Origin of the sequence: Streptomyces sodiiphilus (assembly GCF_039529215.1) — a bacterium.
Classification (GTDB): domain Bacteria; phylum Actinomycetota; class Actinomycetes; order Streptomycetales; family Streptomycetaceae; genus Streptomyces; species Streptomyces sodiiphilus.
This window is the reverse complement of the sequence record NZ_BAAAMJ010000079.1, coordinates 16,050-38,268: the sequence shown is the minus strand read 5'-3', so window position 1 is coordinate 38,268 and position 22,219 is coordinate 16,050. Positions and strand designations below refer to the sequence as shown.

Here is a 22,219-nt window from a genome sequence, read left to right as displayed (position 1 = left end):
GCCGTGGCCAGGGCGGTCCTCGCCCGGGCGGCGGCGGCGGTGGCTTCGCCGGCCGTCCCGGTACCCGTCCCGGTGGCGGCGGCGGTGGCTTCGGCGGCCGTCCCGGCGGTCCCGGTGGCGGCGGTGGCCGTCCCGGCGGTCCCGGCGGTGGCTTCGGCGGCCGTCCCGGTTTCGGCGGCCGTCCCGGCGGCCCCGGTGGCCGCGGCGGAACGCAGGGCGCCTTCGGCCGTCCCGGCGGCCCGGCGCGCCGTGGGCGCAAGTCGAAGCGGCAGCGCCGTCAGGAGTACGAGGCCATGCAGGCCCCGTCGATCGGCGGCGTGATGCTGCCGCGCGGCAAGGGCGAGACCATCCGGCTCTCCCGCGGCGCCTCCCTGACGGACTTCGCGGAGAAGATCAACGCCAACCCGGCGTCGCTGGTCCAGGTGATGTTCAACCTGGGTGAGATGGTCACCGCGACCCAGTCCGTCTCCGACGAGACGCTCCACCTGCTCGGCGAGGAGATGAACTACACGGTTCAGATCGTCAGCCCCGAGGAGGAGGACCGCGAGCTGCTGGAGTCCTTCGACATCGAGTTCGGTGAGGACGAGGGCGACGAGCAGTCCCTGGTGGCCCGTCCGCCGGTGGTGACCGTCATGGGTCACGTCGACCACGGAAAGACCCGCCTGCTGGACGCGATCCGCAAGACCAACGTCATCGAGGGCGAGGCCGGCGGCATCACCCAGCACATCGGTGCCTACCAGGTCTCCACCGAGGTCAACGGCGAAGAGCGGAGGATCACCTTCATCGACACCCCGGGTCACGAGGCGTTCACCGCCATGCGTGCCCGCGGTGCGAAGTCCACCGACATCGCGATCCTCGTGGTGGCGGCGAACGACGGTGTGATGCCGCAGACGATCGAGGCGCTGAACCACGCCAAGGCGGCCGAGGTGCCGATCGTGGTCGCGGTCAACAAGATCGACGTCGAGGGTGCCGACCCGGCCAAGGTGCGCGGCCAGCTCACCGAGTTCGGCCTGGTGGCGGAGGAGTACGGCGGCGACACCATGTTCGTCGACATCTCCGCCAAGCAGGGCATCAACATCGAGGGTGTTCTGGAAGCGGTGGTCCTCACCGCGGACGCCGCCCTGGACCTGCGCGCCAACCCCCGGCAGTCCGCCCAGGGCATCGCGATCGAGGCACACCTCGACCGCGGCCGCGGCGCGGTGGCCACGGTGCTGGTGCAGCGGGGCACGCTCCGCGTCGGTGACACGATGGTCGCGGGCGACGCCCACGGCCGCGTCCGGGCCATGCTCGACGACACCGGCAAGAGCGTGAAGGAAGCCGGTCCGGCGATGCCCGTCCTGGTGCAGGGTCTGACCAACGTGCCGGGCGCCGGGGACAACTTCCTGGTCGTCGGCGAGGACCGGACCGCCCGGCAGATCGCCGAGAAGCGTGCCGCCCGCGAGCGGAACGCCGCGTTCGCCAAGCGCACCCGCAGGGTCTCCCTGGAGGACCTGGACAAGGTGCTCAAGGCGGGCGAGGTCCAGCAGCTCAACCTCATCATCAAGGGCGACGCGTCCGGCTCGGTCGAGGCACTGGAGTCCTCGCTGCTGCAGCTGGACGTCGGCGAGGACGTCGACCTGCGCGTCCTGCACCGCGGGGTGGGTGCGGTCACCGAGACCGACATCGACCTGGCGGCCGGCTCCGACGCGATCGTGCTCGGCTTCAACGTCCGCGCGGAGGGCCGGGCCACCCAGGCCGCCGAGCGCGAGGGCGTGGATGTCCGGTACTACTCGGTCATCTACCAGGCGATCGAGGAGATCGAGGCGGCCCTGAAGGGCATGCTGAAGCCGGTCTACGAGGAGGTCGAGCTCGGCACCGCGGAGATCCGCGAGGTCTTCCGCTCCTCCAAGCTGGGCAACATCGCGGGTGTCATCGTCCGCTCCGGCGAGGTCAAGCGGAACACCAAGGCCCGCCTGCTGCGCGACGGCAAGGTCGTGGCGGAGAACCTCAACATCGAGGGCCTGCGCCGCTTCAAGGACGACGTCACCGAGATCCGCGAGGGCTTCGAGGGCGGTATCAACCTCGGCAACTACAACGACATCAAGGTCGAGGACGTCATCGCGACGTACGAGATGCGGGAGAAGCCGCGCGGCTGATTCCGCGACAGGGCCGGTCGGCCGGATCCCGGGGCGTCCGTCGCGGCGCCCCGGGCCCCTCCCTCCCCTCCGGGGGCGGGGAGGGGAAACCCCGTCGATCGGCCCTGTGCCGTGCGCGTACGATCACCGGCATGTATGTAGGGACGCTGTCCTTCGACCTGCTGCTCGGGGACGTACGCTCGCTCAAGCAGAAGCGCTCCGTGGTCCGCCCGATCATCGCCGAACTGACCCGCACTCACCAGGTCAGCGTCGCCGAGGTCGGGGACCAGGACCTCCACCGCCGGGCCGTGATCGGCCTGGCCGTGGTCTCCGGGGACGCCGGGCATCTGACCGGCGTGCTCGACCGGTGCGAGCGGCTGGTGGCCGCCCGCCCGGAAGTGGAACTGCTGTCCGTCCGGCGGCGGTTCCACGGCGACGAAGACGAATAGCAAGGAGACGGATCAGTGGCCGACAACGCGCGGGCGAAGAGGCTGGCGGACCTCATCCGTGAGGTCGTCGCAGAGAAGCTGCAGCGTGGCATCAAGGACCCCCGGCTCGGCACCCGGGTGACGATCACGGACACCCGGGTCACCGGGGACCTGCGGGAGGCGACCGTCTTCTACACGGTGTACGGCGACGAGGAGGAGCGCCGGGAGGTCGCCGCGGGGCTCAAGAGTGCCCGGGGCGTGCTGCGCTCGGCCGTCGGCGAGGCCGCGGGCGTCAAGCACACCCCCAGCCTGGAGTTCATCCCCGACGCACTCCCGGAGAACGCCCGGAACCTGGAGCACCTCTTCGAGGCCGCGCGGGAGCGGGACGAGCGGGTCCGCCGGGCATCGGCCGGGGCCGAGTACGCCGGCGGGGCCGACCCGTACCTGAAGGACGACGACGCCGAGGACACCGGCGACGACGGCACCGACCGCCCCGGCACCCGATGAGCCGCCGGGCCGGCGGGCCCGCAGGCCCGGACGGGCTGGTCGTCGTCGACAAGCCCTCCGGGTACACCTCGCACGACGTCGTCGCCAGGATGCGCGGCATCGCACGCACCCGCAAGGTGGGGCACGCCGGAACACTCGACCCGATGGCCACCGGCGTGCTGGTCCTCGGCCTCGGCCGGGCCACCCGGCTGCTCGGTCATCTCGCGCTCACCGAGAAGGAGTACGAGGGCACCGTCCGGCTCGGGCAGACCACGGTCACCGACGACGCCGAGGGCGAGGTCACCGCCGCGGCGGGGGCCGGCACAGTCGACCCGGCAGCGCTGGAGACCGCCGTCGCGTCCCTCACCGGCGACATCATGCAGGTGCCGTCCAGCGTCAGCGCCGTCAAGATCGACGGCAAGCGCTCCTACGCCCGGGTGCGGGCCGGGGAGAACGTGGAGATCCCGGCCCGCCCGGTCACCGTCTCGTCCTTCACCGTGCACGGCGTCACCCGGGAGACCGCGGCGGACGGCACGCCGGTCACCGACCTGCGGGTCACCGTGACCTGCTCCTCCGGCACCTACATCAGGGCGCTCGCCCGTGATCTCGGCGCACTGCTGGGAACCGGCGGGCATCTCACGGCGCTGCGGCGGACCCGGGTCGGGCCCTACGGCCTGGACCGTGCCCGGACCCTGGAGCAGCTGGAGGCCGGGCTGGAGGTGCTGCCGCTGGGCGACGCGGCAGCGGCGGCCTTCCCCCGCTGGGACGTCGGCGAGGAGCAGGCCCGTCTGCTGGGCAACGGAGCCCGGATCACCGCCCCGCCGCTGCCGCCCGGGCCCGTCGCCGTCTTCGGCCCGGAGGGCCGCTTCGTCGCGCTGGTCGAGGCCGGGGAGAACGACGGCGGGCGGCGGACCAGAAGCCTGGCGGTCTTCGTCTGAGGCACCGGCCCGGACAGCCGGCGGCGGCACGCGGCACGGGCAGGGCCACGGTGGGGCGGCGACCGACTGCCCGGTACCGTTGACCGGCAGGCGGGACCAACCGGAAGGCGAGGAGCGACGACAGTGCAGCGCTGGCAGGGTTTGCAGGACATCCCGGCGGACTGGGGGCCCAGCGTCGTCACGATCGGTTCCTACGACGGCGTGCACCGGGGACACCAGCTGATCATCGGCAGGGCGGTGGCCCGGGCCCGGGAGCTGGGGGTACCGGCCGTCGTGGTCACCTTCGACCCTCACCCGGTGGAGGTGGTGCGCCCCGGCAGCCACCCGCCGCTGCTGGCGCCGCACCCCTTCCGGGCCGAGCTGATGGCCGCCCTCGGGGTGGACGCGGTGCTCGTGCTGCCGTTCACCACCGAGTTCTCCCGGCTGTCACCGGCCGACTTCGCGGTGAAGGTGCTGGTGGAACGGCTGCACGCCCGCACGGTCGTGGAAGGGCCCAACTTCCGCTTCGGGCACCGGGCGGCCGGGACCGTGGACACCCTCCGCGAACTGGGCGGGACGTACGGGTTCGAGGTGGTGGTCGTCGACCTCTACGAGCGCGGCAGCGCCGGGGACGGCGAGCCGTTCTCCTCCACGCTGACCCGGCGGCTGATCTCCGAAGGTGACGTCACCGCCGCGGCGGAGGTGCTGGGCCGCCCGCACCGGGTGATGGGCGTCGTGGTCCGGGGGGCGCAGCGCGGCCGGGAGCTCGGCTTCCCGACCGCGAACGTGGATGTGGTGCCGCACTCGGCCGTTCCCGGCGACGGCGTCTACGCGGGCTGGCTCATCGCCGACGGCGCCCGGATGCCCGCGGCCATCTCCGTCGGTACCAACCCGCAGTTCGAGGGCACCGAGCGGACCGTCGAGGCCTACGCCCTGGACCGCACCGACCTGGAGCTGTACGGCAAGACCGTGTCGGTCGAGTTCCTCACCCGGCTGCGCGGCCAGATGACCTTCGACAGCATCGACGGTCTCCTCGTCCAGATGACGGCCGATGTCGACCGGGCCCGGGAACTGACCGCCTGACAGCCGACGGTGACGGGCCGGACTCCGGACGGCGGCGCATGCCTGTGCCGTCCGGGGCCCGGCCCGTGGCCGTTTTCGCCGCTGTTCAGTGCTGCTGGGGCCACTGGCCGCCGGGCGGGGGCGGAGGAACCGCCCCGGGATGCTGCCCCGGCTGCCCCGGCTGGGCCTGGTGTCCGGGCGGGCTGCCGGGATAGCCGTAGCCGGGCGGCGGCTGCTGCGGGTAGCCGTACCCCGGCGGCGGGCCCTGCGGGGGCTGCTGCGCCGGGGGCCCCTGGCCCGGCTGCGGGTAGCCGTAGCCCTGGGGCGCACCCGGCAGTGGCGGCGCCATGTGCGGCGGCATGCCGCCGTCCTGCGTCCACAGCCCCTGCTCCTGCTGCGCCCGCACGAAATCCTCGGCGATGAGCGCGGCCAGATCGAAGTAGGCCTGCCGGGTCCGGGGCCGCATCAGGTCCAGGTCGAGCTCCGCGCCGGCGGCCAGGTGCTCGTCGAACGGCGCGACGACCACCCCGCGGCAGCGGGTCCTGAAGTGGGCGACGATGTCCTCGACCTTGACGACCTTCCCGGTCTCCCGGACGCCGGAGATCACCGTCACGCTGCGCTGCACCAGCTCGCCGTATCCGTGCGCCGACAGCCAGTCGAGCGTGGTGCTCGCGCTGCTGGCACCGTCCACCGAGGGAGTGGAGACGATGATCAGCTGGTCGGCGAGGTCCAGCACCCCGCGCATCGCGCTGTAGAGCAGGCCGGTACCGGAGTCGGTGAGGATGATCGGGTACTGCTTGCCCAGGACATCGATGACCCGGCGGTAGTCCTCGTCGTTGAACGTGGTCGAGATCGCCGGGTCGACATCGTTGGCGAGGATCTCCAGGCCGGAGGGGGCCTGCGAGGTGAAGCGGCGGATGTCCATGTAGCTGTTGAGATAGGGAATCGCCCCGACCAGGTCCCGGATTGTCGCCCCGGTCTCCCGGCGCACCCGCCGCCCCAGCGTGCCCGCGTCGGGGTTGGCGTCGATGGCGATGACCTTGTCCTGCCGCTCGGTGGCGAGTGTCGCCCCCAGCGCGGTGGTGGTCGTGGTCTTCCCGACGCCGCCCTTCAGACTGATGACGGCGATCCGGTAGCAGGAGAGCACCGGTGTCCGGATGATCTGCAGCTTCCGCCGGCGTTCGGCCTCGGCGGCCTTGCCGCCGAGCTTGAAGCGCGAACCGGACCGGCCCGGGGGCTGCGAGCGCGGCTTGCTGCGCCGCTTGTCGTGGAGCAGCCGGTCGGAGGACAGCTCCACCGAAGCGGTGTAGCCCAGCGCACCGGGCTGGCTGCGGGCCGCGTACTGCTGCGGATCGGGCCACCCGCCGCCCGCCCGCGGGTCCTGCGCCTGTCCCGGGGGCTGCTGGCCGGGGTGCTGCGGGGCGGCGGCCGGCTGCGCTCCCGGGGGCTGGGCCGGGTGCGGAGGCTGCCCGGCGGCCGGGGCGCCGGGGACCGGCTGGGCGCCGTGTCCCTGAGGCGACGGCACGGGGGCGTGCTGCTGCCCGGGCACTGCCCGAGGGTCCTGCTGCCCGGGCTGCACCGGAGGCACCGGCGGCCCGCCCGGTGCCGAGGGGTACTGCGCCGGCCCCTGGGCGGGCGGCTGCGCGGCGGCAGGGGAGGCCGGCCACCCGGTGCCGGGCTGCCCGTGCTGCTGCGGCGGGACAGGCTGTCCCGGCCACTGCTGTCCGTGAGCCGTCGGTGGCCCCTGCGGTGTCACGGGGGCATAGGGGTGCGGGGCGGGCTGCTGGGCAGCAGATGGGGCCCCCGGCTGCGACGGGGGCGCGGCGTCGGCCGCGGTCCCGCCCGTGGGCTCCGCCACCGGGGCGGGGAGGGAGGCGGGGCCGGTCCCGGGGGAAGGCTGTGTCTGCGGAGCGGCGGTAGGGACCGGACGGGCCGGCGGGGCCTCCGGTGACCGGGCGGCCGGTTCACCGCCCGGCTCTGCCGGCTCGCTGCCGGTTGCCGCTGCCGGAGGAGCGCTCGGGGTGCCCGGCTCCGGCACTCCGGCTCCCGTGTCCTCCGCCGGACCGGAACCCGGGGTGGCGGCGGCAGTGGGCTGCTCCGGTCCCGGGGCCGGGGGCGACGCCGCGCCCGCTCCGGCATCCTGTGGGCTCGCCGACTCGCCGTTCGGTGTGCCGGCGGTCTCCGCGGACTCCGGGGCAGTGCCCGGCGGGGGAGTCTCCGCCGTGACCGGAGCGGTTGGCCCGCCGGCCGGCTGCGGCGGCTGGATCTGGAAATCCGGCGGCAGCGGAGGCAGACCGGACGGGGGAGCGTGCGGGGGCGCGGGAACCGGCGCGACGCCGCCGGACGAGCCTGCGGCGCGCGAGGCCGCGTCCTTGTCGCCTATCGCCTCGCGCACCGCGGCGGCCGAGAACCGCATGGTGGAGTCGCCCCAGCCGCCCTCGGGCTCCTCCGGGGCGGTACCCGGCTCCGAGGCTCCGTCGGGGGAGTTCCCCTCGGTCCGTCCGGACGAAGGCCCTTCCCCCGGTACCGGACCGGACCCCGCGGCATCGTCCTCGCCGGGAGCAGCAGCGGGGAAGGGCTCGCCCGGCCCCGGAACCCCGTCGGCGGAAGCGGAAGTGCCCTCCGCCCCCGCGGCGGGAGGGCCGGGCACGGGCGGCAGGGCGACCGGCGGCACGGTCCCTTCCGCGCCCGGCCCCTGCGCCGCGCCGCCCGAATACCAGGCGGGTGGCGTGTAATCGATGGTGAACTGCCCGGTGCTCTCCGGCTCCTCGTCGAGGAGCTCGTCGCCGGGCCGTTCGTCACCGGAGAACTCCTCCGCGGTGCGAATCCCGTCCCGATCGCTGTTCACGACGCCTCCCGCTGCTGGTGGTACACCCTGAGCCGCACGTCACACGGGTTGCGCGGATAACGGACCGAATCCCCCGGCGATGCTGCTGACACGGACTCAGGTCATTGCCTGCGACGCCTGATGCCGCACTCCCCTCACCCTAATCGTCGCAGTTGCCTGTTCCCTACCCCTGCCCGCGCCCGCGGTGAGCGACGCGCGGGCAACAGCACCGAACCGGACGCCGTTCCGGTGACGCCGGGCCGGCCCCTCACCCGCCGGTGCGGGGGTCGAGCCGGCTCGGGTTGCCCAGCAGCCCGGTCTCGCTGTCCGTCGGCACCGTCCGCACCAACTGCCGGGCCTGCCGGGTGCACCACAGCGTCACGTCGTCGCTCAGCGACGGCAGGCTCTCCGCCAGCTCGCCCGGCAGACCCATGACCGGAGCGAGCCGGGCCGCCTCGTCCGGGGAGACCCGCTGCACCCCCACCAGCGCCGCCCGTTCCACCAGCCGCGGTGCCGCGGGGCCCAGATACGGCAGCAGCGTGAGCACCGGCTGCCAGGGAACCGACACGGTGCGCCCCCTGGGGGGCCGCACCCCGCAGTCGCGCACCACCAGGACCGGACCACCCGCCGTCGCCCCCAGCGGCGGCACATGCCCCACCTCGTGCAGCGTCACGCACTCCAGCACCCCGCCGCCGGCGGCCTGAGCCGGCCCGGTCCACAGCTGCGGCCGGCCGGTCTCCACGGCCACCCGGACCCCGGTCGCCGCCGCCCGCAGCGCCAGCACCTGCGCCGTCCACACACCCCCGATCAGCACGATCTCGTACGGCGCCGGATGGTGCATGGACAGCACCGCGGGCAGGCCGCCCTCGTCGATCCCCACCACCACACCGTCGTCGCCCACCGGCAGCGACAGCCCGGCCAGCTCCTCCGCGGTCATCACATGAACCGACCCGGCCATCAGCGCACTCCTCCCAGCGGCAGCGTCGCGAGCAGCCCGGGAAGCTGCTCGCGGTCCATCCGTGCCAGCCCCACCCGGGCCCGCCGGGCCGACTGCTCCAGTCCGCGCCGCACCCCCCGCAGTTCGTCCGCCCCTCGCGCGGTGATCCGCACATGCCCGGCGACGGCCACCGCGTCCCGGCCCTCCCGCCGCAGCGTCAGCCCGAACGTCGTGGCGAACGCCGGCAGCGAGGTCAGCATCGCGACCAGCTCCGCCAGCGGCACCCTCGCACCCAGCTCGGGCCAGCGGGACACCTCGTACGTCGTGTGCCACCGGTCGTCGCAGCGCCAGGTGCGCGAACTCTCCACCGTGCGCCGCGAGTCCTGCCCCTCACCCTGCCCCATCAGCGTCGTCGTCGCCGCGTTGAGGCTCGCCCCCGCCGCCAGCGCCGACAGCAACTGCGCCTCCGACAGCACCGTCGCCCGGAATCCCGCACCGGCCAGCCGGCTCGCCAACTGGTCCGCGGCACGCGTCAGGCAACGCTGGGCACCGCCCAGCCCTCCGCCCCGCCGCGCCACCGCCTCCGGACACAGCTCCGGATCCAGCCGCAGCGCCACCCACGTCAGCCGCAGCGCGGGCGCACCGCTCTGCGCGTACAGCGGCCCGTAACTGTGCCGCGCCACCGACCGCTCGGGCAGATGCGGAGCCGGAGCGGGCTGCGTGTGCTGCACACACTGCACCGAATCCAGCCGGATCCCGTCCGTCTCCAGCGCCCCGTACAGCAACTCCAGCGGCAGCGGACGCTGCTGACGGCCCGGCTGCAGCGGCTTGCGCTCCGCCTCGACGCGCAGCACCGCCGTCAGCGTGCCGTCCACCGAGACCATGCCGACATCACGCCCCCACACCCGCTGCTGCGCCCCCGCACGCTCCGGCCCGGCGAACGAATGACTGCGCAGACCCGGCACACACTCCGTCGCGAACGACAGCAGCGGATCCGCCGCCGGCAGCACCTGCCCGGCAGCCGCCCGCTGCCGGCGCCGCAGCGCCCACAGCGCACCCGCCCAGGTCACCAGCGGCCGCCCCCGCCTGCGCCCCACCACCAGCACCACCACCGCAGCGGTCGGCACCGCCGCCCCCACCGCCCACAGCGGACCGCCGTACACCCAGGCCACCAGCGTCACCGCCACGGCGGCCTGCAGACAGAGCAGCACCCGCAGCGGCAGACGGCCGCCCGCGCCCCCCTTCCGCCGCGGCACCACCCCCCGCGCGGACCCGTCCTCCGCCCGGGCGAGCAGGTCATCGCGCGGACTCGCAGCCGTCGCCATGTCGTGCGACCCCCTCCTGACCGTGTTCAGTTCGTCACCGTGCATAGTAGAGGCCCGGTCAGACGATCGAGCCTGGGGGAGGAGCGGCCACCGGTGGTCTCGCGGAAAGATGAACTGAACGCCTACACGTTCGCCAGGAAGCGGACCGTGGCGGCGTTCCTCCAGCCCTCACCCAGCGGCACCGAGGAGGGCGCACCCCGCCCGCTGCGCACCGTCATGCCCGGCCTGGTCGTCGGCGCGCTCATCCTGGCGGGCTTCGGCGCGTGGGGCATGTTCAAGCCCGCCGTCCCCGCCAACTGGTCCGACCCCGGCAAGAAGGTCATCATCGGCAGCGACTCCACCACCCGCTACGTCGTCCTGGAGACCGACGGCGAACGTCAGTTGCACCCGGTGCTCAACCTCTCCTCCGCCCGGCTGCTGCTAAACGGCGGCACCTTCGAGATCGTCAGCGTCGACGAGAAGATCCTGGACAGCGGGGAAATCCCCCAGGGACCCACCCTCGGCATCCCCTACGCCCCCGACCGGCTGCCGTCCTCCGACGAGGCCCGCGAGGCCAAGCGCTGGGCCGTCTGCCAGCAGCCCGGCGCCGGTGACGGCGGCGTCCAGCAGGCCGTGTTCGTCCTCGCGGACCGGGACGCCGCACGCGTCGACGGCCGGCACCGGCTGCGCGGCGGAGAGGTGCTGTACGTCGAAGCGGACCGCGACGGCGCCCGCTACCTGATCGACCCCCGCGGCACCAAGTATCTCATCGGCGGCCCGCAGTGGGACGAACTGCCCGAGGCCACCGGCCAGCTCCTGCACCGCACACTCGTCGGCGAAGGACAGCAGCCGCAACGTGTCACCGGCAACTGGCTGGACACCTTCCAGGACGGCAGCCCCGTCGTCTTCCCCGAACTTCCCGGCACCGTCGGCGAACCGGCCGGCGTCGCGGGCCTCACGCCCGAGGCCGACCGCGTCGGCACGGTGCTGCTCGCACCCACCGGCGCCGGACCGCAGCACTACCTCGTGCTGCCCGGAAAGGTCGTCCCCGTCTCCGACTTCACGGCCCGCCTGTTGCTCAACAGCCCACAGGCCCTGCCGCTGGAACAGCACGGACACCCCCTCGACGTCGCGCTCCAGGCCTTCACCCCGGCACCCGCCGAGGAGAGCATCGACCACGACCACGACTGGCCCGAGGCGGCGGCCGAACACGTCAACGGCCCCGCCGCGGAAGGCGCCTCACGCACCACACTGTGCTCGGTCCTGCGCGACGTCGACGCCGAGGACGGCACCGTCACCCTCAGCACCTGGGCCGGCACCGCCTTCCCCGCCACCATCGTCAACGAGACCACCAGCGCCTACGTCACCCCGGGCACCGGCCTGCTCTACCGCCAGGTCCAGGGCGAACAGGCCGAGGCCGGCGGCATCTTCCTGGTCACCGACACCGGACTGCGCTACGCCGTACAGGCCAACACCGACAGCGACAGCGACAGCGGCGAACCCGAGGAGCCCGGGGACTCCGACGACTCCGCCCAGGACACCGGACGCGCCCAGCAGGTCAACCAGGCCCAGATCCGCCTGGGATACGGAGACGTCGAGCCCGTCCCGGTGCCCGCCCAGTGGTCCCAGTTCCTGCCCACCGGCCCGCGCCTGGACACCGCCGGCGCCCGGCAGCCGCAGGGTTCGTGAGCACCCGCGAGGAGAGACCCATGACAGCCCCGGCGCGCCCGCTGCGCGGCGCACTCGCCCTGGCGCTCACCGCGGCCCTGGCCGCCCCGGCCGGCACCGCCCGGGCCGACGGCGGCCAGTGCACCTTCCCCGCCGGACACATCGAGGAGCAGCCCTGGTCGCTCCAGCGCGTCCTGCTGGACCGGCTGTGGCAGGACACCCGGGGAGAAGGCGTCCGGGTGGCCGTCATCGACACCGGCGTCGACACCGCCAACCCCCAGCTGACACCGGCCGTCGACGCCGCCTCCGGAGCCGACTTCACCCCCGAGGACCCCGAGGACGACCCGCCCGCACGAAGCCGCGGCGACGGCACCGACGACACCGTCGGCCACGGCACCAAGGTCGCCGGCATCATCGCCGCCCGCCCGCACCCCGACAGCGGCTTCGTCGGCCTCGCCCCCGAAGCCACCATCATCCCCATCCGGCAGAACGACGAGTACGGCAGCGGCACGGTCGCCTCCCTGGCCAGGTCGGTCCACCACGCCATCGAGCAGGACGCCCACGTCATCAACATCTCCCAGGACAGCGACGAACCGCTCAGCGACGACTCCGCCCTGAAGAAGGCCGTCGACGCCGCCTTGGCCGAGGAGATCGTCGTCATCGCCTCCGTCGGCAACGACGGCGTCGACGGCCGGTCCAAGGACACCTACCCCGCCTCCTACGACGGCGTCCTGGCCGTCGCCGCCTCCGACCGCAACAACGAACGCGCCCCCTTCTCCCAGGCCGGCGACTTCGTCGGCATCGCGGCACCGGGAGTGGACATGGTCTCCACCGTGCCCGGCGGCGGCCAGTGCGTCGACCACGGCACCAGCTTCTCCGCGCCCTACGTCGCGGGCGTCGCGGCACTGCTGCGCGCCAAGCACCCCGACCGCACCGCCCGGGAGATCACCGCCCAGCTCCAGCAGACCGCCGAACGCTCCATCACGGGCCCCGACCGCTACATCGGCTGGGGCGTCGTGGACCCGGTGCGCGCCCTGACGGACGACGCCACCCCCCTGCCGTCCCCCACCCCCGACCAGGGAGCCCCGGCAGTGCCCGCCCCGGACGTCCCCGATCTGGTACTGGGCGAGACCTACGCGCAACGCGCCGAACGCCTGGGCACGTACGCCCTGCTGACCGGCGCGGTGCTCACCTTCGGCCTCGCCGGCGCCGCCCTCGTCCAGCGCGACCGGCGTCGCAGAAGGCACCGGAAAACCGGCTGACCGGCCGGGAAGCCGCGTGCCAGGCTCAGCGCATGACCGCTTCCTGGACCGTCGACGAACTCGCCCACGCCGGACCCGAACACCTCGACCCCCGGTTCGTCGCCGGCTACGACCGGAAACAGGGCTACCCCGACCCGGGACCCGACCTGGACGCACTGACCGCGCACGGCGTGGACGCCTCGGCCACCGTCATCGACATCGGAGCCGGCACCGGCCGCTTCACCCTCGCGGCCGCCCGCCGCTTCGCCCGGGTGATCGCGGTGGAAATCTCCCCGGCCATGCGCGAGGCCCTCGCCGGACGCGTCACCGAAGCCGGGGCCCGCAACGTGCGCATCGTCCCCGCCGGCTTCATCGGCTACCGGCACCCGGGACCACCCGCCGACGCCGTCCACACCCGCAACGCCCTGCACCAGCTCCCGGACTTCTGGAAGGCGATGGCACTGCACCGCATCGCGGGGATGCTGCGCCCGGGCGGAGTGCTCCGACTGCACGACCTGATCTACGACTTCACCCCGGCGGAGGCCGAGCAGGTCTTCACCGGCTGGTTCGAGGCCGCCGCGGACGACCCGGCCCACGGCTACACCGCGCAGGAGTACGCCGAGCACATCCGCACCGAGTTCTCCACCTTCCGCCCGCTCATGGAGAGCATGCTGGAGCAGACGGGCTTCGAGATCGTCGAGGCAGGCTTCCGGGGCCGCCTCTACGGCGCCTACACCTGCGTCAACAAGAACTGAGGGGCCGCGCCGGCCGCATCCCGCCCCGGTGGCGCCCGCCCGGTGTCCCGCGCCCCGGCCTTCCCGGCCCGGTGCGCTGGGCGGAACCGACCGCCCAGCGCCCTGCCCCCACCGGCTCACTCCTCGATGTCGAACTCCCCGTCCCGCGCGCCCAGCACGAACGCCTCCCACTCCGCGGCGGTGAACCGCAGCACGGTGTCCGGGTCGGAGGAGTTGCGCATCGCCACGGCCCCGCCCGGCAGGTGGGCGATCTCCACCCGCTCGTCCTGAGGGCCGTCCGGCGCGCTCAGCCACTCCACGCCGGAGATATCCATGGAGTACAGCTCGTCCTTCTCCCGCTCCTTGCGAGCGGCGATCTCGGCCTGAGTCTCGGCCATCTGTGGAACGTTCCCTTCATCCCGGTGCTGCTCGCACGGCCCGTCGGCCGCGCGGGCCCTACCGTACTCGCTCCGTCACAGCACGCGACCGGGTTGAACGAAAAGACCGCCCCACCACGCGGAATGCGTGCCGCCGCTGGCGAACTTCAGTGCGCCCTGAGCCACCAGTCGGCGGCGAGCACCAGGACGAACCCCGTCACCAGGACGGCCATCCCCAGCCGGGTCCGGCCGCGGCGGCTCATCTCGATCACAGCGCCACTGAGGATGAACGCCGCCCCGTAGAGCCCCACCGAGAGCAGGGACGACCCGTCCCCCAGCTGGATGACCAGCACCACCGCCATCGCCGCCATGGCGAGTCCGCCGATGCCCATGCGCAGATGCCGCGCCTGCCGCGGGGTCAGTCCCTGTCTCGTCGAAACCACGCCAGCAGCATAGACGTTCGACCTGCGCCGATGTGGAGGTACCGCGGAGCGACTGCTGAGTATCTGTACGGATGCGGCGGAGCAGGAACCGTCACTACGATCACGCGTGTGATTACCCACAGCGTGCACCGTCACGCTGACGATAGGCTGGGTAGCCGACGGCCACGGAGGGGGCGGTGTGCGGGGCCGGTGCGTCGAGCGAGGGGGGAAGAGGGGTGCTGGCGTCAGAGGAACAGGGCTTCCTGCGGCCTGGGGATCGCCACGGCCGGTTCCCACACGGGCCGATCTCGACTTGCTTCACGGACCGGGCCGACGTGACGTGGCTGCTGCCCGTCTCCGCCTGCTCCCACGGCACGTCGACGCCGCTGCACATCGACGCAGGGGCGACGCAGAGCGCGACAGGAAGGCAAGTGAGTGAGCGACCAGATGCCCGACGGCGGGCAGGAACTCCGCGTATCCAGTGACAGCCTCACTGAACTGGCCCAGGACCTGAGGACAGGTAGGGAGGCACTGGGTGCGCTTCACGCGCAGGGGGTGGCAGCCGCCGCACTGGCTGCCTTCTCCTGGCGCGGTCAGGCGGGACAGGCGAACAGGAACCTCAACGACCGGTCGAACGAGCACCTTCGTGAACTGCGGGACACCATGGGAGTCCTCGCGGAGATGCTCGAAATGAGCCGGGGTGGGTTCGACGACCAGGAAGAGGAACGTCTGCGGGAACTGCGTGGTCTGCAGGCGGCGGTCGATGATGCGCCACCGAGCACGCTTAAGGGATTCTGACAAGAAAGGAAGGCGCCATGCATGAAATGAGGGTTTCGTACACCGGTATCAACGAGGCCGCGGGGGGTGTGGACGGAGTTGCACGTGGCCTGAAGGAACAGCTCGAAGTGTTGCAGGGGCGAGTGAAGGCCGTGGGCGAGACGTGGAGCGGTGAGGCCAAGACCACCTTCGACTACCAGATGCGGAGGTGGGACCAGGCGATGGAGCATCTCTTCGGTACGGAAACCGCAATCGCCAAGACGACGGCGAACAGTGGGATCGCCTACCGGGCCACGGACGGGTACATCGGCCAGCGCANGGGCCGGGCGGGGCGGAGAGATCTCCGTCCCGCCCGGCCCACTGTGTCTGGCCAGGCATGACGCTCTACCAAGTGCCGGACAATGACCACTCCACAACAGGCGACGGGTGAAGAATGGCATGGCCTCGTGGGAAGAGTTTGAGCAGATCCATCAGCGGATCTGTGAGGAAGACGGCATCCGCACCAACCTGAACCAGCACGATGCGGGCGGAGGAGCCGGTTCTCCGAACCGGGCCGGCGCCGGAGACGCGGACCTGGTGGTGGGAGACGGCACGCTCGACGGAGCAGCCAGAGTGGTCGACGACGTGATCAGACCGGGCACCGACCGAGCAGGAAAAGCCGCCGATATGCAGACATCGGTGGCGGCTCAGTACATGCGCAACTGGGAGACGGCATCCGGAGTGGCATCTGTGCTCGAGAAATGGCACAAGAAGAAGAATGCCCTGTTGGCAAGACTGTACTATGAGTCACAAGGGCTACGCGCCGGCGATATAGCTTTCCTGGAGACCGAACTGCACATCCGGGGGAATATCAAGGAAATAGACAGCACGCTGCAGGAGCCGGATGTTCCGCCGCTTCGTCCCGTTCATGGGATTTCCGGCTTCTGAGGGGTTTGGGGAGAAGCAGTGCCCACGTACATGGACATCATGAAACAGCCCTACACCAGGCTCGGGAGCGCTGCGGGGCAGTGGGAGCGCATGGCAGGGCTGTTCGCCGAGCAAGGTGAGGTGTACCGGCGTGAAGTTGAGTCTGTCGCAAGGTCGGATGAGTGGCAGGGGTTCAGCGCCCTCTCGGCCAGGAAGAGATTCGAAATCACGCGCCGACAGTACGAAGCGGCAGCTCAGGAGGCAGAAAAGATCGCCAAGGTCCTCCGAGAAGCGCGGGACGAGTTCACACGCCTTCACGGCCTCCTCAAGAATGTCGTAGCTGAGGCCGAAGCGGCCGGGATGGTCGTTCATTCGAACGGTACTGTGAGCCTCCTGTCGGAGGGCGCGCAAGCCATCGCTCGTAATGACCCTGACTATCAGGAGCATCAGCGTCGCAATGGAGAGGCGGAGGCCGAATGGTCTGCGGCCATCAAGCGCCACGTCGATGCCATCACGGAGTATGATGCCAGCGTCCGGGTACTGCTCGAAGGGCTCGCAGATGATGAGGAGAGCGCGAACTGGTTCACAGGCGGGACTGATCGTCTGGACGATATCGCCCTCGGAAGGTCGGTTGAGCTTGCTGAGCGTATCGAGGCAGGAGAGGGAACGCCGGAGGATTTCGAGCAGCTCCAGATCATCCTGTCCGGTCAGCGGGACGAGAACGGAGAGTACAGTCTCCGTTTTTCACAGAGCCTTCTCGACCAGCTCGGTGCTGAAACTTTCATCCGTCTGACCAACGCGACTTTCGCCCCTCCGGATGACTACGACTCAGCGCAGCTGAAAGAAGACCTGGCCCATCTGGTAGGTGCAGCCCTGTCCACGCCGGGCGGTTTCTACAACCGCTGGATGGACGACCTCCATGCCGCCGGCAAGGAGAAGCATCCGGTCGACTTCGATCTTTACGATTACTACGACTTCAGCGTCTATGGCTATCAAAGCCTCGCCACACTGCTGGAGCATGGTGAGGGGTACGGGGAAAAATTTCTGCACGAACTGACAGACAATATCCGCACCCTTGAAGATCCAAAACTCGGAGGCCAACGGGACTTCTGGCATCTCGACAGAAGTATGCTTGGCGGAGATGCGAGTTCCTGGCTTGCGAGCGATCCACTGGACGCATTGCTCGGAGTGATGTCGCAGAACCCTGAAGCAGCGACCAGTTACCTCGACCCAGAGAACGAGCAAGGCAAGGATCGGCTCGAGTACCTACTGACAGACGGCAGCCGGGACTGGGAAGTCCTTTATATGCAACATGATATCCACCCGAACAGCCAGTCGGGGGAAATCCGTACCTACGACGATCCTCGGCAACGGACTGGTCTTGGCTTGGTCCTAGAAGCCGCCACGACAGGTCGCCAGCCGGGAGTCCCAGCTGAATCATTCGGCTACCACACACCGGAACAGGCCCGCGTCATGACCTCGGTCATTTCGAACCTTGACTCCAATAATGCTGGCGGGCGGTCTGATGTGCTCTTGAAGGATGAGTCCTACGCAAATTTGCGAGCTCCCCTCGCTCGTGCCTTGACTAGTTACACGGCAGATGTCTGGGCAGTACTTACACCTGATGTCACGAGTGAAGAAAATCTTGATGGAGGCGGAAGCCTTGATGTGGACAGAGCAGATCTGCTTCGTGTCATGCGAGGCGTTTCGGAAGATGGTGAGAATTACGGGATGCTGTATGGATCACAGGTTGCATATGCCGCACAGAAGCTAGCCGACCTTCCTGACATTGATCACCCTGACGGAATAACTCACTGGTCGGGTGACTCCAAGAGTATTGGCGAAATGTTTGGCCTGATGGATGAAATTCAGCGTCAAATCATCATAGACGGAGCAAACGTACAGAAGGACAAGGTCGACGACGATGCCAGGCTTGGCTACCATGCCTGGGGATCTGTAATCACGCAAACTCCAGGCGTAGGAGATGTGGCGCAGCGAATCATTGACCTATTCTTCTACGAGTGGTCAAAGGAAGAGAAGGGGGCGATTGGTCTCGACGCACGCAAGGAGGTAAGTGAGCGCCAAGAGAAACTGCTGAATGATGTCGAGCTCATGTATACCCTGTGGGCAGAAGAACGCGGACTCGAGATTGGCAGCGATCCGGTGAAAAGTATTCACGGTGACGCGAGGTCCTCCACTGCGATTGGCAGGGATGTAGCGGACAACGCATTGAAGATTCACTGAAAGGAGTAAGTACGTGAAAAAGTTGCGAGTTACTGTTGCGGGGCCTCTCGCTCTTTTGTTGGTATCTGGCGTGGCGATTGGATTGTTCGCGGTTAAGAAGTACCCAGAGTGGCAGGATCGAAGATACTTCTCTACTGCCTGTAGTGGCTACGTGGACCACGCAGAGATGCAAAGCTTTCTCAGTTCGGAGCGTCTCATTCGAGTCCCAGTGTGGCTGGAAGATGGAACTCTGGAAGAGCATTGCAGAATCGAATCTCGTGACGGGCCTCCGGGGGGTGTTTCTGTGATGCTCGGTTGGGCTGATGAAGCGGGGAAGAGAGCTGGGCTGCGCCACGAAGCAGGGTATGCCTTTTACAGCCCTCTTCCTAACAACGCGGCAGGCTTCGTCAACTCGAACGAGGACGGAAGCGAGGTTAGAGTCGTACTCTTCCTGGAGTGCGATATCGCAGAGCGGCATATCATGGCGCAGATTGTTGGCCAAAGAGACGAGAGTTCTGGGGTAAATCTTGGAGGCGAGGAAACGAGTGCGCTCGGCCAAATTGCGGTAGGCACTGCTCAACGGATGGGAGAGGCTTATGGATGCGCGCCGAATGCAGCATTTGATGCTCAAGAACTTGATGAATCCTATTTGATTACGAAGATTCTCACGAATGGTTCTAGTGCTCAATCGGCATCAGAGGCCGATGGTACATGTAGGTCCTTGAAGCAGGAAGTTTCCTCTCTCGAGGAACTTCAGATTCGGGCAGTTCTGGAGAGCCCTTCAGGGCGCTCTCCAGTCGAATCGTGTCTCCTTTTGGCGGATGAGGGGGAGGAGTACTGGCTAACGTCTTGGTATGGTCCTTTTGCTCAAGAGTTGGTAATCGCCCGAGATACCACCAGGTTTATTGAGTCAAGAGACCATGGGGTTGCATCGGATCCCAGTTGGGCCATGCGTGTATGGGGGTCCGGAGAGTGTTCAGCTCCCTTTGCAACGGCCAAGTATGCGTTGCGGGCCGGCACTTCGGACTCGTCTGAGGCGAGCTACACGGAGGCGGAACTCGCGGCGCAGAGAAAACTGCTGAATGTTTTTGCTGCTGAGTCGGCGGAACGTCATGGATGCAAGGAGCTAGCTCTGCCCTGACGTGTGCAAGAAAGGTTCTCGGGGGTTCCTCCTACTAAGGAGAGCCACCTTTTTTCTGTTTGTGAACTGTTCGACGTAGGGTCCACAGAGTGGTTGCACAGTATTGTCCGAACGTGAAATGTGTCGCCGTTAAAAGGGAAAAGAAAGGATTTCTGCCTGCGAGTTCAAGGGCGGCTATGTCAGCTTTGAAGGGAGACATCCTCATGGATGTCTCCAGCACGGCAACTGTGTTGGCGGTTGGCTTATGACTTTTTCTCGTCGCAGTGCAAGAGCGCCGAAACTCTCTGTGGCGGCACTTGCTGTGGTAGCTGTGGTCGGCTTCTACCTGTGGAAGCCCGATGCTGAGAGGAGCAGTTCGTCGCAGCTCTCCCAGGAGTGCGGTAATTTCCTTGATTTGGAGCTCATCGGCAGTTTCTTCGAGACGGGAGATATTGCTCCTTTGTCTGTCCGGAAGGACGACTCCAGCGTGGAGCAGCATTGCGGGGTCGAGGCACGCGATGAATCACCTGGAAGAGTAGTGGTCAAACTCGGATGGACGGATATGCTGGGTCAGCATACCGGGAGTATTCACAGGGCCGGGCTTTCATTCCATGGTCCATTGACGAATGAAATACCAGGGTTCATCGGGACGAATAGTGACCGCACCATGGTAGAAGTTGTGCTATTTGCTCAATGCGTATCCGGAGATCGCCACGTAATGGCTCAGGTTCGAGCTGACATTCGTGACATGCAGCGCCCAGTCAACTATCAAGCAACCCTCGTCGGCAAAATTGCTGCAAGTGCCGCTGAGCGTATGGCTGACGAATACGGGTGCGTGAGAGAGTCAGCTTTGTCGATCGACAGCCTGGAACTTCCCCCACCTACTCCGAGTGCGCCGAGAGGCGAGGGAGAATTGACGCCAGGACAGGCCAGTGATTCATGTGTCTCGGTCAAGAGCGTCGGAGTAGCGCTTGACACTCTTGGGGTCGAAGTAGTCTACGAGCACCCCGTTGGCTTGTCACTTCTTGAGACATGTCTTCTTGTGACTGAAAGCGATTCTCCTATCTGGTTGTCGGCTTGGTACGGCCCTTACGCGACCGAAATGGTTCTTGGGAGAGGGCCGACCTGGAAGGTGCCCAGAGAGCCCCGAGGCACCAATGAGGAGAAGCACCCCGCGCTGCGAGCCTGGGGATCAGCAGAGTGCGAAGGAGTGTTTCAGACAGGCCGATATGCTCTACGAACGGGTGTCGAGAATGACCGGGACGTCACATACTCTGAACAAGAGCGAGAAGCTCAGCGTGAGATTCTGAAAGCCTTCGCTCAGGAGTCTGCTGAGCGATACGGGTGCGCCGAGCCGCTATTGCCATGAGGCCTTGGAGTCCCCGTGTGGTCGGCCGTCATGCGGCGAACGGTTCGGCCATCAAGCGCTCGGTGTGAAGCGCGTGAGTGAGAGGCGGCGCTTATGAAAGGGCAGAGAAAGCCAGCTGTACTTGCAGGGGTACTGCTTGCTGCGATCCTTCTCGGAGTGGGTGGGATCTACGCGGCAGAGGAGTTTCCTGACTGGCAAGACCGACGGGAAGTCTCTGGGCTCTGTCGCGGGTACTTGATCCATGAAGACGTGGGTACGTTCTTCGGTTCGCAGCGATTGGTGCCTCGAGGTATTCGATTGGAGGACAGTGACCTGGAGGAGCGCTGCCGTGTGGGGTCGCGAAACGGGTTTGAGGCTGAAGTCACCGTCAAACTCGGCTGGTCGGACGAGATGGGGCAGTCGACTGCTCTGCACGACCCAGCTTTCCGTCTGTATGAGCCGCTTCCGGCCAGGGAGGCAGGCTTTGTAACTGCCGACGGGGATCGAAGGCACGTGGAAGTGGTCGTATTCCTGAGATGTGAATCAACGGATCGGCATATCATGGCGCAGGTCTCGGGTGAGATGCTCCTGTCCGCGCAAGGCACTCTGGGGGTCCGGGAGGCGCGCGCACTCGGTAGTATTGCCGCGGGATCTGCATCTCGAATGGGTGAAGATCATGAATGTGCACCTGAGGAGATGCCTTCCCTCAAGAAGCTTGATCTCCCGCAGCCCGTTTCCCAGGCTTCTTCCGCTAGAAGTGACTTCCATTCGCCTTCACAAGCAACTGGTACTTGTGCATCGGTGAAAGAAGAGCGGGCATTGCTCGAGGTCATGAGAGTTGAAACAATCCGGGAAAGCGCGGCGGGGTCTTCTCCGATTGAATCGTGTCTATTGTTGGCAGAGGAAGGGCGAGAGTACTGGCTGAACTCCTGGTACGGCCCCTATGCTACCGAAGCAGTCATCGGTCGCGGAACCACCAGCTTCATGATGGCCTGGAAAGATCACGCAGTTGCTGAGCGTCACAGCTCAGTAATGCGTGCTTGGGGCGTGGGGGAGTGTCCAACACCTTATGACACTGCCCGTTTTGCGTTGCGGGCTGGCACTTCGGACTCGCCCGAGGCGAGCTACACGGAGGTGGAACTCGAGGCGCAGAGGAAGTTGTTGAATGTCTTCGCTGCTGAGTCGGCGGAGCGTCATGGGTGCGGGGAGTTGTCTCTTCCGTGAGTCGTCCGAGCTGACGGAAGGTGAGAGGGCATCCGGCTTGCTGCGGTTGCAGCGCGCGCGATCAGTGCTGCGTAGCGCACCCTTCCCCGTGCGTGTCAGGGGAG

At 68.4% G+C, this 22,219-nt stretch carries 19 protein-coding genes; 14 read left to right on the top strand and 5 right to left on the bottom strand.

The features are described 5' to 3' along the window. The 5 genes from infB to ABD299_RS23605 all read left to right on the top strand — a co-directional run. Nucleotides 1-2,135 (top strand): translation initiation factor IF-2 (gene infB / locus ABD299_RS23625; protein ID WP_344266396.1); only part of this gene is annotated, 2,135 nt, incomplete at its 5' end. Nucleotides 2,136-2,266: 131 nt separating this feature from the next. After that, nucleotides 2,267-2,563, top strand: a complete 297-nt coding sequence (locus ABD299_RS23620; protein WP_344266393.1) for a DUF503 domain-containing protein — start codon at nucleotides 2,267-2,269, stop codon at nucleotides 2,561-2,563. A gap of 15 nt (nucleotides 2,564-2,578) precedes the next feature. Next, nucleotides 2,579-3,049, top strand: coding sequence for a 30S ribosome-binding factor RbfA (rbfA, locus tag ABD299_RS23615; protein ID WP_344266389.1), 471 nt, complete (start codon nucleotides 2,579-2,581; stop codon nucleotides 3,047-3,049). Then, entirely contained in the window at nucleotides 3,046-3,966 is a 921-nt protein-coding gene (gene truB / locus ABD299_RS23610; RefSeq protein WP_344266386.1) for a tRNA pseudouridine(55) synthase TruB, read from the top strand. The genes rbfA and truB overlap by 4 nt, the downstream gene beginning before the upstream one ends. Nucleotides 3,967-4,089: 123 nt before the next feature. Beyond that, nucleotides 4,090-5,028, top strand: coding sequence for a bifunctional riboflavin kinase/FAD synthetase (locus ABD299_RS23605; RefSeq protein WP_344266383.1), 939 nt, complete (start codon nucleotides 4,090-4,092; stop codon nucleotides 5,026-5,028). An 85-nt stretch (nucleotides 5,029-5,113) separates the two neighbouring features. Here ABD299_RS23605 and ABD299_RS23600 read toward each other — a convergent pair whose 3' ends face one another. The 3 genes from ABD299_RS23600 to eccE form a co-directional block, all read right to left on the bottom strand. Continuing rightward, nucleotides 5,114-7,855, bottom strand: a complete 2,742-nt coding sequence (locus tag ABD299_RS23600; protein ID WP_344266379.1) for an SCO5717 family growth-regulating ATPase — start codon at nucleotides 7,853-7,855, stop codon at nucleotides 5,114-5,116. Nucleotides 7,856-8,102: 247 nt separating this feature from the next. Continuing rightward, a complete protein-coding gene (locus ABD299_RS23595; RefSeq protein WP_344266376.1) occupies nucleotides 8,103-8,792 on the bottom strand; it encodes a hypothetical protein in 690 nt (229 codons plus the stop codon). Then, nucleotides 8,792-10,096 carry a type VII secretion protein EccE gene (gene eccE, locus ABD299_RS23590; protein WP_344266373.1) on the bottom strand — a complete coding sequence of 435 codons (1,305 nt, stop codon included), beginning with the start codon at nucleotides 10,094-10,096 and terminating at the stop codon, nucleotides 8,792-8,794. Before eccE ends, ABD299_RS23595 begins: the two co-directional genes overlap by 1 nt. 93 nt (nucleotides 10,097-10,189) lie before the next feature. On the opposite strand from eccE, the gene eccB reads away from it, so the two are divergent. The 3 genes from eccB to ABD299_RS23575 are packed head-to-tail and all read left to right on the top strand — an operon-like array spanning nucleotide 10,190 to nucleotide 13,739. Next, the gene (gene eccB / locus ABD299_RS23585; protein ID WP_344266370.1) at nucleotides 10,190-11,764 is read left to right on the top strand and encodes a type VII secretion protein EccB; all 1,575 of its coding nucleotides are present in this window, start codon (nucleotides 10,190-10,192) and stop codon (nucleotides 11,762-11,764) included. Nucleotides 11,765-11,784: 20 nt separating this feature from the next. Next, a complete protein-coding gene (mycP, locus tag ABD299_RS23580) occupies nucleotides 11,785-13,005 on the top strand; it encodes a type VII secretion-associated serine protease mycosin (protein ID WP_344266367.1) in 1,221 nt (406 codons plus the stop codon). 32 nt (nucleotides 13,006-13,037) lie between these two features. After that, nucleotides 13,038-13,739, top strand: a complete 702-nt coding sequence (locus tag ABD299_RS23575; RefSeq protein WP_344266364.1) for a class I SAM-dependent methyltransferase — start codon at nucleotides 13,038-13,040, stop codon at nucleotides 13,737-13,739. 116 nt (nucleotides 13,740-13,855) lie between these two features. Here the strand turns inward: ABD299_RS23575 and ABD299_RS23570 are convergent, their stop codons facing one another. Together ABD299_RS23570 and ABD299_RS23565 are read right to left on the bottom strand one after the other, a co-directional pair. Then, on the bottom strand, nucleotides 13,856-14,116 hold the full coding sequence (locus ABD299_RS23570; protein ID WP_344266361.1) for a DUF397 domain-containing protein: 261 nt from the start codon (nucleotides 14,114-14,116) through the stop codon (nucleotides 13,856-13,858). Nucleotides 14,117-14,262: 146 nt separating this feature from the next. Then, the gene (locus ABD299_RS23565; protein WP_344266358.1) at nucleotides 14,263-14,538 is read right to left on the bottom strand and encodes a hypothetical protein; all 276 of its coding nucleotides are present in this window, start codon (nucleotides 14,536-14,538) and stop codon (nucleotides 14,263-14,265) included. 414 nt (nucleotides 14,539-14,952) lie between these two features. Here ABD299_RS23565 and ABD299_RS23560 point away from each other — a divergent pair, with 414 nt between their 5' ends. From ABD299_RS23560 to ABD299_RS23535, 6 genes are all read left to right on the top strand, one after another. Then, nucleotides 14,953-15,315: a WXG100 family type VII secretion target gene (locus ABD299_RS23560; protein ID WP_344266355.1), complete on the top strand. Its 363-nt coding sequence runs from the start codon at nucleotides 14,953-14,955 to the stop codon at nucleotides 15,313-15,315. A 17-nt stretch (nucleotides 15,316-15,332) separates the two neighbouring features. Next, nucleotides 15,333-15,674 carry a WXG100 family type VII secretion target gene (locus tag ABD299_RS23555; protein ID WP_344266352.1) on the top strand — a complete coding sequence of 114 codons (342 nt, stop codon included), beginning with the start codon at nucleotides 15,333-15,335 and terminating at the stop codon, nucleotides 15,672-15,674. 58 nt (nucleotides 15,675-15,732) lie between these two features. Then, a complete protein-coding gene (locus ABD299_RS23550; protein WP_344266349.1) occupies nucleotides 15,733-16,221 on the top strand; it encodes a hypothetical protein in 489 nt (162 codons plus the stop codon). A gap of 30 nt (nucleotides 16,222-16,251) precedes the next feature. Beyond that, on the top strand, nucleotides 16,252-18,444 hold the full coding sequence (locus ABD299_RS23545) for a hypothetical protein (protein ID WP_344266346.1): 2,193 nt from the start codon (nucleotides 16,252-16,254) through the stop codon (nucleotides 18,442-18,444). 13 nt (nucleotides 18,445-18,457) lie between these two features. Continuing rightward, complete coding sequence (locus ABD299_RS23540) at nucleotides 18,458-19,564, top strand: hypothetical protein (protein WP_344266343.1); 1,107 nt, start codon at nucleotides 18,458-18,460, stop codon at nucleotides 19,562-19,564. Between the two features lie 1,597 nt (nucleotides 19,565-21,161). Further along, complete coding sequence (locus tag ABD299_RS23535; protein ID WP_344266340.1) at nucleotides 21,162-22,115, top strand: hypothetical protein; 954 nt, start codon at nucleotides 21,162-21,164, stop codon at nucleotides 22,113-22,115. The last annotated feature ends 104 nt before the right edge of the window (nucleotides 22,116-22,219 follow it).

What these genes read in the sequence shown, in the direction of transcription:
- ABD299_RS23620 (WP_344266393.1), top strand. Translation starts at nt 2,267, where the DNA reads ATGTATGTAGGGACGCTGTCCTTCGACCTGCTGCTCGGGGACGTACGC.
- truB (WP_344266386.1), top strand. Translation starts at nt 3,046, where the DNA reads ATGAGCCGCCGGGCCGGCGGGCCCGCAGGCCCGGACGGGCTGGTCGTC.
- ABD299_RS23595 (WP_344266376.1), bottom strand. Translation starts at nt 8,792, where the DNA reads ATGGCCGGGTCGGTTCATGTGATGACCGCGGAGGAGCTGGCCGGGCTG.
- eccE (WP_344266373.1), bottom strand. Translation starts at nt 10,096, where the DNA reads ATGGCGACGGCTGCGAGTCCGCGCGATGACCTGCTCGCCCGGGCGGAG.
- mycP (WP_344266367.1), top strand. Translation starts at nt 11,785, where the DNA reads ATGACAGCCCCGGCGCGCCCGCTGCGCGGCGCACTCGCCCTGGCGCTC.
- ABD299_RS23575 (WP_344266364.1), top strand. Translation starts at nt 13,038, where the DNA reads ATGACCGCTTCCTGGACCGTCGACGAACTCGCCCACGCCGGACCCGAA.
- ABD299_RS23570 (WP_344266361.1), bottom strand. Translation starts at nt 14,116, where the DNA reads ATGGCCGAGACTCAGGCCGAGATCGCCGCTCGCAAGGAGCGGGAGAAG.
- ABD299_RS23550 (WP_344266349.1), top strand. Translation starts at nt 15,733, where the DNA reads ATGGCCTCGTGGGAAGAGTTTGAGCAGATCCATCAGCGGATCTGTGAG.
- ABD299_RS23545 (WP_344266346.1), top strand. Translation starts at nt 16,252, where the DNA reads ATGGACATCATGAAACAGCCCTACACCAGGCTCGGGAGCGCTGCGGGG.